Source organism: Paeniglutamicibacter psychrophenolicus (genome assembly GCF_017876575.1).
GTDB lineage: Bacteria > Actinomycetota > Actinomycetes > Actinomycetales > Micrococcaceae > Paeniglutamicibacter > Paeniglutamicibacter psychrophenolicus.
The window spans coordinates 1,140,783-1,153,979 of the sequence record NZ_JAGIOE010000001.1 but is presented as its reverse complement, the minus strand read 5'-3'; the positions used below and the strand labels follow the sequence as shown (position 1 = coordinate 1,153,979).

At 67.2% G+C, this 13,197-nt stretch carries 11 protein-coding genes; all 11 read right to left on the bottom strand.

The window, feature by feature from the left end:
• Nucleotides 1-2: 2 nt before the first annotated feature.
• The 11 genes from JOF46_RS04995 to JOF46_RS04945 all read right to left on the bottom strand — a co-directional run bounded on the left by JOF46_RS04995 (nt 3) and on the right by JOF46_RS04945 (nt 12,759).
• Complete coding sequence (locus tag JOF46_RS04995; RefSeq protein WP_209906308.1) at nt 3-287, bottom strand: YciI family protein; 285 nt, start codon at nt 285-287, stop codon at nt 3-5.
• A gap of 50 nt (nt 288-337) precedes the next feature.
• Nucleotides 338-2,107: an FAD-dependent oxidoreductase gene (locus tag JOF46_RS04990; protein WP_209906307.1), complete on the bottom strand. Its 1,770-nt coding sequence runs from the start codon at nt 2,105-2,107 to the stop codon at nt 338-340.
• 55 nt (nt 2,108-2,162) lie between these two features.
• Nucleotides 2,163-3,002, bottom strand: a complete 840-nt coding sequence (locus tag JOF46_RS04985) for an aldo/keto reductase (protein WP_342592368.1) — start codon at nt 3,000-3,002, stop codon at nt 2,163-2,165.
• Between the two features lie 20 nt (nt 3,003-3,022).
• Complete coding sequence (locus JOF46_RS04980; protein WP_209906306.1) at nt 3,023-3,868, bottom strand: sugar phosphate isomerase/epimerase family protein; 846 nt, start codon at nt 3,866-3,868, stop codon at nt 3,023-3,025.
• A gap of 46 nt (nt 3,869-3,914) precedes the next feature.
• Nucleotides 3,915-5,069, bottom strand: a complete 1,155-nt coding sequence (locus tag JOF46_RS04975; RefSeq protein WP_209906305.1) for a Gfo/Idh/MocA family protein — start codon at nt 5,067-5,069, stop codon at nt 3,915-3,917.
• 197 nt (nt 5,070-5,266) lie between these two features.
• Nucleotides 5,267-6,649, bottom strand: coding sequence for an MFS transporter (locus JOF46_RS04970; protein ID WP_209906304.1), 1,383 nt, complete (start codon nt 6,647-6,649; stop codon nt 5,267-5,269).
• A gap of 245 nt (nt 6,650-6,894) precedes the next feature.
• Nucleotides 6,895-7,695: an IclR family transcriptional regulator gene (locus JOF46_RS04965; RefSeq protein WP_209906303.1), complete on the bottom strand. Its 801-nt coding sequence runs from the start codon at nt 7,693-7,695 to the stop codon at nt 6,895-6,897.
• 55 nt (nt 7,696-7,750) lie between these two features.
• Nucleotides 7,751-8,629 carry a shikimate dehydrogenase gene (locus tag JOF46_RS04960; RefSeq protein ID WP_209906302.1) on the bottom strand — a complete coding sequence of 293 codons (879 nt, stop codon included), beginning with the start codon at nt 8,627-8,629 and terminating at the stop codon, nt 7,751-7,753.
• Nucleotides 8,626-9,975 carry an MFS transporter gene (locus JOF46_RS04955; RefSeq protein ID WP_209906301.1) on the bottom strand — a complete coding sequence of 450 codons (1,350 nt, stop codon included), beginning with the start codon at nt 9,973-9,975 and terminating at the stop codon, nt 8,626-8,628. Before JOF46_RS04955 ends, JOF46_RS04960 begins: the two co-directional genes overlap by 4 nt.
• Before the next feature lie 99 nt (nt 9,976-10,074).
• Nucleotides 10,075-10,962 (bottom strand): LysR family transcriptional regulator, encoded by an 888-nt coding sequence (locus JOF46_RS04950; protein WP_245348011.1) that lies wholly within the window; start codon nt 10,960-10,962, stop codon nt 10,075-10,077.
• 33 nt (nt 10,963-10,995) lie between these two features.
• Nucleotides 10,996-12,759 (bottom strand): FAD-binding protein, encoded by a 1,764-nt coding sequence (locus JOF46_RS04945; protein ID WP_209906299.1) that lies wholly within the window; start codon nt 12,757-12,759, stop codon nt 10,996-10,998.
• Nucleotides 12,760-13,197: the final 438 nt, after the last annotated feature.

The window sequence follows — 13,197 nt, the reverse complement described above, 5'->3', positions numbered from 1 at the left end:
GCCTAGAGCTTGTCCTTGCCGAAGAAGATGTCCCAGCGGCGGATGCCGCGCTCGGTGATCAGCCCGGCCTGGACGAACGGGTCGGAATCCATCATGGCCAGCGCGTCGGCCTCGTCGGCGGCGCTGATGATCAGCAGGGCGCCGGCGCCTGCGTCGACGGGGCCGCTGACCAGCAGGCGGCCGGCCTCGAAGTGGCCCTTGAGGAATTCAACGTGGCTGGGGCGGACCTCGTCGCGCTTCGATGCGGTCTCGTTCGAGTAGGTGTAGCTGATGGCGTAGGTGTTCATGGCGTGGTGCTCCTGGGGGTGCTGAGTGTTTGGAAAACCGGTGGGTGTTGCTAGCTGGTGGGTGCGGTCCTCGGATGCGGGGCCGGGGTGCCGTCATCCTCGTATTCGGTGGCACCGGCCATGTCGCGCGCGGCGACGTAGCCGAAGGTCAGGGCCGGTCCGAGGTTGATGCCGCCGGCCGGGTAGTGCCCGCCCATGACGCTGGCCTGGTCGTTGCCCGCGGCGTAGAGCCCGGGAATCACGTTTCCGGACTCGTTGAGCACGCGGGCCGCGGCGTCCACGTCGATGCCGGCGAAGGTTCCGAAGGAACCGGGCACGACCCTGACCGCGTAGAACGGGCCCTTCTCGATTGCGCCGAGTGAGGGGTTGGGGGTGTTCTTCGCGTCCCCGCCGTAGCGGTTGAAGGCGCTTTCGCCGCGCCCGAACTCGGGGTCGTTGCCCTTGGCCGCATGGGCGTTGAAGTCGGCGACCGTCGCGGCCAGCTGCTCAGGGTCGATGCCGCACTTTGTAGCCAGTTCCTCCAGGGTGTTGCCCTTGATGAGGTAGCCGCTGCGCAGGTACGGGGCCAGCGGCACCGGCAGCGGCTTGGCCATGCCCAGCGGGAAGCGGCGGACATAGCGGGAGTCGGCGATCTGCCAGGATTGCACCGCCTGGCCCTCGCCGGTCGCCTCGATCATGGCCTCGACGTAGTCGTAATAGCCGTTGGCCTCGTTGACGAAGCGCTTGCCGTTGGCCAACACCCCGATGCTGCCGGGCTTGGCGCGGTCCATGATGTGCGGGAAGGTGCCGGTTTTCCCGTTGGGGTACTTGATCAGCGAGACCGGGCACCATGCAGCAGGGGAGGCCACATCGGTGTTGAAGCGTGCGCCCACGGCCCGAGCCATGTCCAGGCCCGCACCGTTGGCCTCGGCCGGGGCCAGGGACCAGTGTTCGTTGCCCGTGGGGGTCTGGGGGAAGAGCTGGGCGCGCAGGGCGGCGTTCTGCGGGAAGCCGCCGGTGGCCAGCACCACGCCGCGGCGGGCGGCGAGGGTGTAGGTGCCCTCGGGTCCGCGCAGTTCCACGCCGGTTACGGCACCGGCTTCATTGGTGACCAGCTTTTCCGCGGCGGTGGACACGCGGATGTCCACGCCCAGGTCGTCGGCGGACTTCATCAACCGCGCGGTAAGGGCCGTGCCGTTGACCAACTGCATGTTCCGGCGGTGCACGGCCAGGTCGAACATGTGCGTGGTGACGCGCTTGGCCGCATGCAGGATGCCGGGGATGCTGCCTTGCGAGGCGGAGAGGAACTTGGACAGGTCTTCCCCGGCCATGATGCCCATGCCCAGGAAGCTGGTGGCGTAGAGCTGGTGGCGCATCTTGGCCCTCAGCTTGGGCTTGAGGTTCCGGGCGTTGTAGGGGGCCGGTCCCACCGAGCGGTGCCCGGTTCCGGCTCCGGGGGTGTCCCCGTAGATGTCGTTGATCTTCGCACCGGGCGTGAACTGCAAGGAGGTGCGGTGCTGGAAGAAGCCGACCATGTGCGGCACCGCTTCGAGGAAGTCGTCGACGCGTGCGGCGTTGTACCGATCCCCCAGCCGGTGGCGCAGGTAGGTGCGGAAGTCCTCCCGGTCCTCGTTGACCCCCGCGGCCTTGGCCAGAGGGTTGCCCGGGGTCCAGGCCCAGCCGCCGGACCAGGAGGTGGCCCCGCCGCAAACCTCCGCTTTTTCCACGACAACCACCTTCAGCCCGTGGTACGCGGCGGTCACCGCGGCCGACAGTCCGCCGGCGCCGGATCCGACGACAATGACATCGACCTCGGATGCTTGGATGGGGGTGGTGCTCATCGTGGGTGTTTCCGTTCAGTTCAAAGGGAGATGGAGGGAATGCGAAGGCTCGGGCCTAGTGGCCGTACTCGTCGGAGTCCAGCCGCGGGCCGGCCCCGGTGTCCAGGGCGTCGATTCCCGCGCGTTGGGCGGGCGTGAGGGTGAAGTCGAAGACCGCGAGGTTCTCGCGCTGGCGTGCGTCGCTGGCCGACTTCGGGACAGCGATGCGGCCGGAGTCTAGGTGCCAGCGCAGCACGATCTGGGCAGGGGTCTTGGAGTGGGCGGTGGCCGGGCCGGTGATGGCCGGGTCGGTGAGGAAGTCCCCGGCGCGGCCCAGCGGGCTGTAGGCCCCGGTGGCGATGCCGCGTGCCGCGTTGGCTTCCAGCAGGGGCCTCTGCAGGTGCCGCGGGTCGACCTGGATCTGGTTGATCGCCGGTTTCAGCCGCGCTGCCAGCACCTCATCCAGGTGGGCGGCCTTGAAGTTGGACACTCCCCAGGCGCGCAGGCGTCCGGCGTTCACCAGTTCCTGCAGTCCGTGGCAGGCCTCGACGTAGCCGCCGAGTTCCGGGTTGGGCCAGTGGACCAGGAACAGGTCCAGGTATTCCAGGCCCATGCGCTTCAGCGCGGCGTCGTAGCTCTGGATTGCGCCGGCGCGGGAGTGGCCCGGCAGGCTGAGCTTGCTGGTGACCCACAGGTCGCCCCGGGCAATGCCGCTGCGGCGGATGCCCTCGCCGACGGCGTCCTCGTTGCCGTATTTCTCGGCGGTGTCGATGTGGCGGTAGCCGTTGGCGATGCCGCGGGCGACGCTGTCGGCAGCATCCACGCCGAGCAACGGCCAGGTGCCCAGGCCGAGCATCGGTGCGCGCACGCCGGGAGCGATCTCCAGTTCCGGCGCCGCGGTGTCGGTGGTGTTCACGGTGTTTGCCTCTCGATCCTTCACGTGGACTGCGGGAGCAGTGCCGCGGCGCGCAGCGCATCGGCAGCTGCCACGACGGAATCGGCCCCGGCCTTGAGCGTGTTGGCCCAGGCTTGTTCACCGATGCGCGCGAGCGTGGAGTCCGAGGGGGCCTCGACGCTCACTGGCAGCCCGGCCGGGAGGGCGGCGACCATTTCGGCGAGGCGGAATTCCCCGTCTCCCGGGACCCCGCGCTCGGAGCGCGATTCATGGACCAGGCCGTCGCGGTCCGCCGGGGCCACGGCCGGGCCGTCGCAGAGCTGTAGCATCGGGATCAGCCCGGCGTGTTCACGCAACTGCTCGTCGGTGGTGCCGACCCGGCTCAGGTGCAGGGTGTCGCCCACGAGCTTGCAGCCGGTTTCCCGGGCCAGGTTCGCCGCCATGGGCAGCGAGTTGACGCTTTGGTAGGAGATGACCTCCAGGGTTGGGACGATGCCGAATTCGTCACCGTCGCGGACCATCTGCCCCAGGATTTCGGCCAGCTTGTCGTGGTCGGTGAGCGCGGCGGCGACCGTGAGGCTGCTGGCGCCCAGCGCCTGGCCTGCTTCCATCATTGCCCGCCAGGCGGCGCGCTGGTCGGTGCCGTCGAGCAGCAGGAATTCGATGTCCATGATCCCGACCCCGGTTTCCTTCACGGCACGCAGCGTTTCGGCGAGCATTTCAGATCCGGGCTGCAGGTCATAGGCGCGTTCGGTGGCGGTGACCGGGCGGACCCGGGCGCCGATGAAATCGAAGCCCGCGGCGGCCGCGATGCGCACCAATTGCGGCGGGGCGGTGCCCACCAGGGAAAGCTGGGCCAGGCCGATCTGCTGGGTTGTGCTTGTCATGTTCTCGCTCAAATCGTGGGGGTGGGAAACGGATGGGGGCCGGGGCTTAGGCGACCGGGGTGATGGAATCGAGACGGGCCACGACAGCATCGGGGGCCGTGGGGACGTTGGTCGGGAACGGTGCGAAGCGCACCGGTTCCCCGGTGCGTGCCGACTTGTAGATTGCCAGCAGGATGCGCAGGGCGTTGGTCGCGTCTTCGCCGGTGACGGCCGGGTCGTGCGAGTGGGTCACGGCGTGGACGAACTCCGCGATCTGTTCGCGGTGGTGCGGGATCAGCGCGGCATTGATGTTGGCCAGCCCGACGTTGGCGAGAGCCCCGGCCGGGTGCGCCGGGGTGCTGGTGACGGTGTCGCCCGCGGCCATGATGGTGATGCGCCCATCGCTGCCCTCGGGGAATTCGCTCAACTCGGCGGTGGCGCCGGTGGTCCCTGTGATGCGGATCTGCACCCCGAGTGCCGGGTTGGCCGCGGTGGAGGCGATCAGGGTGGCGATGGCTCCGCTGGTGAACTTCAGCACCGCGGAGGCCGAGTCCTCGACCTCGATGTGGGCGGCGTGCTTGAAGGTGTTGATCGCTCCGTAGACCTCGGACACCGGGCCCATGTACCACTGCAACAGGTCGATGTAGTGGATGGCCTGGGTCATCAGCACCCCGCCGCCGTCGTTGGCCCAGGTGCCGCGCCAGGCGTCGGCGGAGTAGTATTCCGGTTCGCGGTGCAGCAGCACCGAGACCTGGCCCATCACCGGTGCGCCGAGCGTGCCGTCGTCGATGGCCTCGCGCAGGGCGCGGGCCGCGGGCCAGAAGCGGCGTTGGAAGAGCACCCCGAGCTTGACCCCGGCGGCGGCGCAGGCATTGGCCATGCGTTCTGCCGAGGCAACATCCACGGCGATCGGCTTTTCGCACAAGACGTTCACGCCTGCCGCCGCGGCGGCCAGGACCACTTCCTCGTGGGTCGGGTGCGGGGTGCATACCGAGACGATGTCCAGGCCCAGCGCCAGCAGGGCGTCGACCGAGTCCACCGCGTGGGTGAGGTTCCAGGACGTGGCGGTGGCCTGGGCGCGGGTGATGTCGACGTCGCAGACCCCGATGACGTCCACATTCCCGAGGGAGGTGAAGGCCTCGAGGTGGTTGCGGCTGATGTTGCCGCATCCCACGATGCCCACGCGCAAGCGCGGGGTTGATGCGGTGGTGGATCCGGTCATGGTCCAGGCCTTTCTGTTGGGGTCTGTCGGGCGCTGCGCGGTTGCCCGCCGTACGTGGATTCAACTCTAGGAAGTGGCGCAGGACACGTGGGCTGGTTGCCTGTTGAACGGGAAGCGCGTTCGCAAACACCTGTTCCACTTGCACATTTACTAGTTGCCTCGTCGTCCGGCGAGGGGTTGGCGGGCCAGGGGTGAGGCTAGTTGGCGCGTGTCCAGTTGCCGGTGCCCAGCTCTTCGATCGGGGTGAACGCGGTTTCCCGGGCGGTCATCACGAAGATCGCGGAGACCAGCGCGCAGGTGACGGCGAAGATCGCCACCGGCAGCCAGCCATATTCGCCCGGACCGGTCAGCAGGGTGGCCACGGCCGGGGCGAAGCCTGTGAGGACCAGGCCGAACTGGTTGCCGATGGCCATGCCCGAGTAGCGCACGGGGGCGGCGAACATCTCCGGGAAGAACACGGTCCACACGCCGTTCCAGGCCGAGTAGAAGACCGACATGTTCAGCAGGCCGAAGACGAAGATCAAGACGATGTTCTGCTCGCCGATGGCCCAGAAGTAGCCGAAGATGGTGACGGAACAGCCCAGCATGCCGACGAGCAGCACCGGCTTGCGCCCGAAGCGGTCCGAGAGGTGGCCGGCCAGCGGGATGGTGAAGATCGACAGCCCGACGGTCACCGCGCTGATGACCAGCATGGTGGTGCGGTCAATGCCGACCTGCGGGCCGGTGGCATAGGCCAGGGCGTAGACGGTGAAGATCGTTTGCATGACGGCGTACATGGTGATGAACACGATGCGCAGCACGTCGCGCCACTGGGTGCGCAGCACGATGAGGGCCGGGGCCTTCTGCTTGGCGCCGGCGTTCTCCGCCTTGACCTCTTCCTCGAAGACCGGGGTCTCATCCAGGTGGGTCCGGACCCAGTAGGCCACGGCCAGCACGACCACCGAGAGCAGGAACGGGATCCGCCAGCCCCAGCTCATCAGCTGGTCTTCGGGAAGCGCGGCGATGGGGATGAACACCAGGGTCGAGAGCACCATTCCGGAGGCGTAGCCGGTCATCACGAACGAGGTGTAGAAGCCGCGCTTGCCTTCCGGGGAGTGCTCCACGGTCAGCGTGGAGGCGCCAGCGGCCTCGGCTCCGGCCGAGAAGCCTTGGGCCAGCCGGCCCAGGATCAGCAGGCCCGTGGCCCACCAGCCGAGCTGTTCGTAGGTGGGCAGCAGCCCGATACCCAGGGAGGCAACTCCCATGATCAGCAGGGTGATCATCAGCGCTTGCTTGCGCCCCACGCGGTCCCCCACGTGGCTCATCACCATGCCGCCCAGCGGCCGGGCCAGGTAGCCGACGCCGAAGGTGGCCATCGACCCCAGCAGGGCGACGGCCGGGTCGGCATCCGGGAAGAAGAGCTTGTTGAAGACCAGCGCCGCGGCGGTACCGTAGATGAAGAAGTCGTAGTACTCGAGGGTCGATCCCAGGAAGGAGGCCAGGGCGGCCTTGCGCGGGCTGCGCACCGGTTCCGGTGCCAAGACCTTATCGTTGGCGCGATCCGGCACGTGGGCGGCGGGGTCAATCTGTGTGCGGGGCATGGGGACCCTCCTGGGGGAACGTAGGAAAATGCGGGGAGTCTGCGCGGTGGGCATCAGCGGCGACGTCCGGGGTGTGGGTCGCGGGGCTGCCTGGCTCGATGGAGGTTCTTGTGATGCCCATCTCGTGCGCTGGATTACAACCTTAGGAAGCTTCCGAACCCCGCCGCCACACTTTCCCGTCCAATGGGAAAGTGCCCTCGGCCGCGTCAGGCGGGGCGCACTCCAAGCGGCCTTGCCGCGTGCTGCTACTTGCCCCGGGGAAGCCAGCTGCGCGCCCCGTAGGGACGCTGTTCGGCACCCATGGAACGCGAGAGCGAACGCCCGGCGGCCACCAGCACCGGGATAATCAGGTTGGGGTCTTCCTCGAGAAGCGGGGTGACCACGGTGATCGCCCCGATGACCTCGTTGCCCATGCCGAACACCGGCACGGAGTAGGCGGCGTTCTCCTTGACCAGGACCCCGGCCAGCCGGGAAAATCCGCGCTCGCGGATCTGTGCCAGGTGCGCCCGGACGCGGCCCGGATTGGTCTCCGTGTGCGGGGTCGACCGCGCCAACGTGCCGGCCAGGAGCTCGTCCTGGATCCGTTGCGGCGCATGCGCCACCATGCACAACCCGGCGGAGGTCGAGTGCATGTCCAGCCGCCCCGCGACCTCGGCAAGGTTCACCGCGGCACCCAGCTTGTCCAGCCGCTCCAGGTAGAGCACCGTGAAGTCCTCGAAGCTGGGGATGGACAGTGAGACGTGTTGGCGAACCGCCTCATGGATGCCCTCGAGCACCGGCAGGCCGCGGCGGCGGAATTCCTCCACCGGGTTGGAGCGGGCGGCCAGCTCCCACATTTTCACCCCGATGCCGAAGCGGCCCTCTTCGTCCCGGTCCAGGAAGCCGGCGGCCAGCAACTCGCCGGCCAGCCGGTGGGTGGTGCTGGTGGGGAGATCGGTGGCGCGGGAGAGCTCGCTCATCGTCAATACCGGGGTGGAGCGCTCAAAGGCACTGAGCAGCTTCACGATCCGGTCGACGACCGATTCCCCGGAACGGGAATTCGCCATGATCTCTCCATCTCCCTTCGTGTCCACCGAAGACCAGTCTACAAACGTGCAGTCGCTACGGTTTCGCCGAGGCCAGCAGGCCCACAAGCCGCTCGCGCATTCTCTCCCGCCGCGGCGAACGGCCGGTGACCAGCTCGAAGGTGTCGGCAGCCTGCTCGACGAGCATGGCGGTGCCATGAACCACCGGTGAGCCGAGGTCCGCCGCCGCGGCGAGAAGATCGGTTACCACGGGCCGGTAGATGACATCGGCAACCCACTGCGATCCGGTCAGCCACGAGAGGTCAAACGGGGTCCCGGGGACGTGCTCCATCCCGATCGGGGTCGCGTTCACGACACCCTGCGCCTCCCCCACCCAGTCCTCGGCCATGTCGGTGCCCGCGATCTCGACGGTCGCAGCGCTGCCCTCGGGCAAACTGCGCACCAGCAGCCGGCGCAGCTGCTCCCGCCGTCCACAGTCGGTATCGATGATCCGCAGCCGGACCACGCCGTAATCCAGCAGCGCGGCGGCGACGGCCGAACCGGCTCCGCCAGCCCCGAAGAGCACCACCGACTGGTGTCCCGAGCCTTCGGGCAGACTGCGGCGCAGCCCGGCCAGGAACCCGGTCCTGTCCGTGTTGTGGCCGACCATCCGGCCGTTGTCGATCACCACGGTGTTGACCGCGCCCAGGGCTGCGGCATCCGGCGCAACGGCGTCCAGGAACGGGATGATCGCCTGCTTGTGCGGGTGGGTGATGTTGAAACCGGTGAACCCGTCGGCGATGGCGGTTGCCAGCACCCGACCCAGGTCCGGCTCCGGGATTCCGGCCAGGTCGATGGCCTCGTAGCTGAAGCCGACCAGGCCCAGCGCAGCGGCCTCAGCCTGATGGATCGCCGGGGACAGCGAGGTTCCCAGATCGTTGCCGATCAGCCCGACGCGGTGCGTGCGGATGCTCACTTGTTCCCCAGCGCACTGCGTTCGGCGCGGGTCATGCCCAGCTGTGCGGTGGGGATCTTGTAGGTTTCCGGTCCGGTGGCGAAGGCGATGGCCGAGAGCACCGTGAATCCTGCGCACATGATGGCCACCGGCATCCAGTTGGAGCTGTCGCCCGCGGTCATCATGGTGCCGATGGCCGGGGTGAAACCAGAGACCAGCAGACCCAGCATCAGGCCGATGGCCATCCCGGAGTACCGGACGGTGGCCGGGAACTGCTCCGGGAAGGATGCCATGTAGGAACCGTTCGGTGCGGCATACAGCCCACCCATGAGGATGATCGAGGAAATGAAGATCAGGGCCACGTTGCCGGTGCCGATGGCGTTGAAAAAGACGAAGATCATGGCCCCGGCACCCAGGACGCCGCCAATGAAGACGGGTTTGCGCCCGATCTTGTCGGCCAGGTGCCCATAGAGCGGCTGGGTCAGCACCGCGGCGAAGTTTGCGGCGGCAATCGCGGCGAGCATGGTGGTGCGCTCGATGCCGTTGTGTTCCACGGCGAAGGCCAGTGCGAAGACGTTGACGATGGTGTTGATCATCGCGAAGGTCGAGGAGAGCATGACCCGGACAACGGCGGTCCAGTGGTGCTTGAAGAGCTCGATGAAGGGGATCTTGGCAACCTCGTTGGACTCCTTGACCTCCTCGAAGACCTCCGGTTCTTCGAGGTGGCGGCGGATCCAGAAGGCGAAGAAGGTCAGGAAGATGCTGATCCAGAACGGAATGCGCCAGCCCCAGCTCCAGAGCTGCTCATCGGGCATCGAGGCGACCGGGATGAAGACCAAGGTCGCCAGCACAATGCCGAACATGATCCCGCTCATGGTGAAACTGGCGAAGAACGAGCGGCGGTCATCCGGCGCGTGTTCCATGGACAGCGACGCGGCGCCCGGGGACTCGCCGCCGGCGGACAGGCCCTGGAAGAGGCGCAGGACCACCAGCAGGATCGGGGCGAAGATGCCGATCTGGTTGTAGCTTGGCAGGCATCCGATCAGGAAGGTGGACAGGCCCATGAGCACCAGCACCGCCATCAGCGTGTTTTTCCGGCCGAACCTGTCGCCCAGGTGCCCCCAGATGACCGCGCCCAGCGGGCGGGCGACGTACGCAACGCCAAGGGTGGATATGGACAGCAGGACCGCGTTCGCTCCATCCGCCGGGAAGAAGACGTGGGAGAAAACCAGGGCGGCGGCGGAGCCGTAGATGAAGAAGTCGTAGTACTCAAGCGTGCTGCCCAGGAATCCGGAGAGCGCTGCGCGCCGAGCCTGCGGCCCGGCCTTGGGCCGTGCAACTCGGGCGGTGGGGGTCGTGGTGTTCATGATGATCCTTTCTCTCCCCCGGTGGAGGAACTTCATCAAGTGTGACCCCGCGCACTTATTATGTCCACGACCTAATTACACATAGACAATGTGTGAAAACTACACAATCATTTCCGGTGACGGGAGCACCTTTTCGCTCAGCTCAAGGAAGGCCTCGCGGGCCAGGGACCCCGGCCTGGTCGACCAGGCCAGCCCGTGGTTCATGTAGCGGGGGACGCCGCTCAGCGGAACGTACACGGCTCCGGGCGGCACGAAGGCGGCGATGCCCTCGGGCAGCAGGGCGACGCCGATGCCGGCGGCCACCAACATCATGATCATGTAGGGGTCGCTGACCTCCTGGGCCACCTGCGGATAGAATCCGGCATCGGCGCAGGCCCTGATGGTGGACTCGTGCAGGGCCGAACCCGCAGCCAATGGCGGCGTGATGAATTGATCGTCCGCAAGGTCGGTCAGGTCCACGGCTGCCCCGGAAACCAGTGGATGGTCGGTTGGGAGCACCACGCCGAAGGCCTCCTGGGCGAGCAATCTGGAATTGATCCGGGCCGAGTCCACCGGCAGCCCGACAAAGGCGAGGTCAAGGGCCCCGGAATCCAGTTGGTGCACTGCATCCTGGGTCATCACCCGCCCCACCAGGGTGAGTTCGATGTCCGGGTACGTCTTGCGCAGGGCGCGGGTCAGGGGCGGCAGGGAGAGGTGGTTGAGCACCCCGGTGAACCCGAGGGCCAGGCTTCCGTATACCCGCCCCTCGGGCACCTTGACGGCCTGCGCCGCGATGCGCAATTGCCCAAGGACTTCGCGGGCATGCGGAAGCAACGCATGCCCCGCAGTGGTGAGCTCCACGGACCGGGTACTGCGAACAAAGAGCTCGGCCCCCAGTGAGCGCTCGAGCTTGCGAATGGTCTGACTCAGGGGCGACTGGGCCATGCGAAGCCGCACAGCCGCGTTGCCAAAGTGCAATTCCTCGGCAACCGCGATAAAGGCTTCCAACCACCGAATTTCCATGTCGACCTCCGCGCGTTCCTACTTGGCCTTGAGCTTCTCCAGACTACCCGCAGCACGGTCGCCGCCTGCCGCGTGGCGTGCGGCAGCCCAGCCGAAGGCCATGCCGGCACCCACCTGGACCCCGGCCCCGGGATATTCCGATCCCATGACCGAGGCGGCATCGTTTCCGGCGGCGTAGAGCCCGGCCACCGGCTCGCCCTCCGCATTCAGCGCCTGCCCGTTTGCGTTGGTTTCGATGCCATAGGACGTGGCCAGCGGGGTCGGCACCACGGCCATCGCATAGAACGGGCCCTCGGCCACCGGGCCGATGTTCGGGTTCGGGCCGTGGGCGGGATCCCCGGCCACCTGGCCGAAGAGCAGCTCGCCCTTGTGGAAGTCCTCGTCCACGCCCGTGGCGGCAAAGCCGTTGTAGCGCTGCACCGTGGATTCAAGGCCCGCGGCGTCCACACCAACCTGCCGGGCCAAATCGCCCAGGGTTGAGGCCTCGTAGAGGTAACCGTCGTTGATGTAGCGCCGCAGGGCAACACGGGGCAGGTGCGGCATGGTGATCATGCCCAGCCCGTACTTGGCCAGGGTGCGCGAGTCGACGACCAACCAGGCCGGCACGGCTTCGGCTTCCGGGGACTCGAACATGGCGCGCACGAAGCGGTGGTAGGAGACGGACTCATCCACGAAGCGCGTGCCGGCGGCTCCCACGGCGATGACGCCGGGCTTGGCCCGGTCCCAGATGTGCGGGAAGACCACCTCGGAACCGTCCGCGCGTCGGCCGATGGAGCTGGGGAACCACAGCGCATTTTCCCCATCGTCCCGCCCCAGCGCGGCGCCGACCTTCTCGGCGAGCGCCAGGGTGTCGCCCGTGGCGCCTTCCCCTGCCCTCGAGTAGCGCGGGGTGGGCTTGGGCATGAGCTTTTCGCGCAGTTCCGGATTGTGGGAGAAACCTCCCGCCGCCAGCATCACGCCCTGGCGGGCGCGGATGCGCAGCGTCTTGCCGTTGTGCACGACCACGGCCCCGACGACGCGTCCGGCGTCGGTGAGCAGCTCTGTGGTGTGGGCCCCGAAGAGGAATTGCGCACCGCGGTTCCGGGATTCGTGGAAAAGTCGGGCCACCAGTCCGTTGCCCATGACCAGCCGGGTGCCGCGAGGGCGGGTCAGCCTGTCGAGTGCCCATTGGAGCCCGAGCTTGGCGGCCAGCATCACGGCCTTGCCTCGCTCGGCCAGCGACCCGGTGTAGAGCTTGAGCAGCGCGGCAACGTCGGGGCGGCGAAGCATCAGGGTGCCGCCCATGAGCGCGAACTCGGGCACCGGAGGACGGACCCGGCGAAAATCGGAGGCACTCAACTGGCGTCCGTCGAACGGCTCTGGTTCCAGCGCCCGTCCGGTCTGTCCGGTTTCGGGCATTTCCGAGTGGTAGTCAACCACGGCCGGGGAGCGCAGGAACCTGACTCCGAGGTCGTGCATTTCGTCAAGCATCTTGGGCGCGGCGTCCAGGTAGGCCATGCGGCTCTCGCGCGGGGCCCTGTCCCCCACCACGGCATCGAGGTAACGCACAGCCCGCGCGTGGTCGTCCAGATTTCCGTCTTCGCGCTGGTATCGGTTGTTGGGCACCCAGCAGGTGCCGGCTGAATAGGCCGTGGTTCCGCCGAGGTATTCGGTCTTTTCCAGCGCCAAGACCTTCGAGCCCTGCGCCGCGGCAGTCAACGTCGCCGAAAGGCCTGCCGCTCCGGTCCCAAGGACCAGGAGATCCACCTCCTGGTCCCACTTGCTGTCCGGATTCTGGTTCATGGCTCTCCTTCAAGGCACAGGTGCTGTGCGCCACTAGCTTTGTCCCCCCATTATGGGACGCGCATCTATGTAGTGTCTATGACAAATTCCCTCATTAATTATGTGTTTTTACGTCTATATCGCTTAAGCTGACAATGCTTTCCCGGCTACTCCGGCGATCCGCCATTTCTTCGTACCCAGCAGCAACGCCCCGACACCGGACCCCCGCTACGTAATATTTCGCCTCTCACCCCTGGAAAACCGGACCCCTCTCGGCTATATAAGTCCTCGGGTAAAGCTTCATGACCTTCCGAGTCCGGGTGTTCGACGGCGGGTTTGACCGGTGCAACGATGTCCATGGATCGCCTCCCCGCACCACCGGTGAGCCACCGCTCGATTTGCACACCCAATGCCCCGTTCCTTCCGTTTCCGATGCGGCTCGGTTCGCGGCCGAAACGA